This is a genomic window from Corallococcus sp. CA053C (genome assembly GCF_003611675.1).
Lineage (GTDB): Bacteria > Myxococcota > Myxococcia > Myxococcales > Myxococcaceae > Corallococcus.
Genome location: NZ_RAWA01000700.1, coordinates 1 through 2,408 on the forward strand (window position 1 = coordinate 1; position 2,408 = coordinate 2,408).

Annotated in this window: 3 protein-coding genes; 2 read left to right on the plus strand and 1 reads right to left on the minus strand. The window is 71.6% G+C overall.

Features of this window, described 5'->3' with window-relative positions; translation table 11 throughout:
* Positions 1-337 precede the first annotated feature (337 nt).
* Positions 338-568 (plus strand): hypothetical protein, encoded by a 231-nt coding sequence (locus D7V97_RS42300; RefSeq protein ID WP_147445235.1) that lies wholly within the window; start codon positions 338-340, stop codon positions 566-568.
* A 33-nt stretch (positions 569-601) separates the two neighbouring features.
* The gene (locus D7V97_RS42305) at positions 602-916 is read left to right on the plus strand and encodes a dihydrofolate reductase family protein (RefSeq protein WP_233583598.1); all 315 of its coding nucleotides are present in this window, start codon (positions 602-604) and stop codon (positions 914-916) included.
* 12 nt (positions 917-928) lie between these two features.
* On the opposite strand, the gene D7V97_RS42310 is transcribed toward D7V97_RS42305, so the two are convergent.
* Positions 929-2,365 carry a DNA/RNA non-specific endonuclease gene (locus D7V97_RS42310; protein ID WP_120616180.1) on the minus strand — a complete coding sequence of 479 codons (1,437 nt, stop codon included), beginning with the start codon at positions 2,363-2,365 and terminating at the stop codon, positions 929-931.
* Between the last annotated feature and the right edge of the window lie 43 nt (positions 2,366-2,408).

A 2,408-nucleotide genomic window follows, 5' to 3' on the forward strand; every position in this document is an offset into this window, starting at 1 on the left:
GTGCAAGAGGCGGCCCGTCCAGGGGCCGTTTCAAGTGCTCCAGCACGTGCCTGACCGCGGGCGAGTGGGCGAGGTAGGCGAGGAGACGGCGCCGTCCCCCGCACCGGCCGCGGAGAAGGACGTCCTGCTTGAAGGTGCACTGGAGGAGGCCTGCCCAGTCGAGCCGCGGCGCCCGCTGACGCCGGGTCACCTGACGTGCCTCACGCTGCGCAGCGCGGGTGTTCTGCTCCACCCTGGGTGCGGCTGCTGCGGGCAGCAGAAATGGCCGGAGTCTCGCGCCTGGGGCAAAGACGCCATGAAAGCGCACCAGGTTTCGCCTCGGGGGCTGCAGGTGCGCATGAAGCGCGCAGGCCAGCGGTGGAGCATGGACGGTGCGCGCCAGATGGCGCGGCTGCGCGCCCTCTACCGCACGGCCGGGCCGGCACGCTTCCACCAGGCGCTGCGCAAGGGCCTCGAGGAGCCACCCCGTCCCGAGCACCAGCCCGTCGCCCAGGCCCCCCGCCGCGCTCAGCGGCGCTTCGTCCCCAGCCGCGGCAGCCCCCTCAACCGGGCCGCCTCCTCAAACTGATCCTGCACCCTCGCCCACCTTCGCGAGCGCGGCGTGTCCTACGTCTTCGGCGGCAGGGACGACATCGACTTCGCCCGCGCGCTGGAGACGCTGGGCCGCGCCTTCGGCATCAAGACCGTGCTGCTGGAGGGCGGCGGAGGCATCAACGGCTCCCTGCTCGCCGCGGGCCTCATCGACGAGGTGAGCCTGCTGGTGCACCCCACCGCTGACGGCAACCCCGGCACCCCGTCCCTCTTCGACCGCCCGCAGGCGTCCGGCACGGGCGTGGCGTTGGAGCTCACGCGCGTGGAGCAGCTCGACGCGGGCCTCGTGTGGCTCAAGTACCGCGTGCGCAACGACGCCCGCTGAAGGGCACCGCGCTCAGGCGGACGGCGGGGCGCGCAGCAGCGTCGCGGACTCGTAGAGGCTGGCCTGCTGGAAGGCCCCCGCCGCGGAGGTGTCCTTCTCCAGCTTCTCCTGCACGCCCTTGGGCAGCTGCGCGTAGAGGTCCTGCCCCAGCAGCGTCTCCAGCTGATCCACCGGCACGCGCGAGGCCTCCAGCAGGGGGACGATCTGGTCCTTCTTCGACGGGCCGTCCTTCGCGTTCGGCACCAGGTACGCGAACATCGTCAGGTTGCCGTTGGGCAGCTCCAGCAGCACCGTCTTGAAGTTGTGCGTGGGCACCGCGATCTTCCGGTCCTTCGCGCCCATCGTCTCGATGGACTCGGGCGGCAGCGGCTTGCCCTTGTCGTCCAGGAACAGGTTGCCCGTGACGATGTAGGCCTTGCCGCCGGTGTCCTTCACCAGCTCCGACACGCCGCGCTCCAGCGTGCGCCACACCTGCTGGTTGTGGTTGCCGTGCTGGGGGGCGATGTTGCTCATGTAGTGGCTCTCGTCCATCGCCGCCTGCGTGGGCGAGTCCTCGGCCGCCTTCATGTGTCCCCGGTCGAAGCCGGTGTTGTTGTAGTCGGAGTCCGTGACGGCGCCGTTGCCCAGCTCCGGGTCGCGCACGAAGGTGCTGTTGAGCCGGTTGACGTCCGCGGGCGTCTCCTTCACGTCCGCCGCGGACAGCAGGTAGCTCACGAACTGGGGCACGTTCTTGTCCGTGTCCAGCAGCGTGCGCGAGTACTCCTTCACCAGGTTCAACCCCGGCGTCGCGCCCTCGCCGCCCACCGCGCGCAGCGGATCCAGCTCCCCCGCGACCTCCGCCACGCGGCTCTGGAAGGTCGCCATCTGCTGATCAGGCACCCACTGCGTGTCCGCCGCCGTCCCAGTGCCCTTGGCCTGGTTCGCCTTGGACGCGTTGATGTAGGCCGTCAGCTCGTCCGCGGAGAGCTGCCCGTCGGCATTGCCGCCCAGCAGGTCCGCGCGCTTCGCCACCGACGCCTGCCAGGGGCTGTCGAACGCGTCCACCGCCACCGACTGCGCGCCTCCCGCGAGCTTCGATTCGAGCGCGGCGCGCTGCTCCTGGAGCGCCGTGGAGGTGAGGAACTGCGCATCCGTGGGGGCTCGGAGGTACGTCTCCAGCTCCGCCGCGGACACCTGGCCGTTCTGCCCACGGCCCTCCACGCCGCCTTCGTCCGCGGCCTTCAAGAGCCGGCCCTGCCAGCTCTCGTCCGTCCAGCCGAACTTCTGCTGGAGGTCGGAGATGGGCACTTCCTTCGTGGCCGACCGCTTCCAGCTCCCGCCCGTGGGGGCCACCACGGTGTTGGCGGGCGCGGCCCCGGCGGGCACCGCGGTGTTCGCGGGCGCGGCGGCGGAGGCATTCGCGGGCGTGGGGCGCGGGGGCGTGGCTCGCGTCGGGATTCGCAGCGACATGCGGTGGACGTCCTCGGGGCCGGCGGGGGAGACGGGCGGAAGG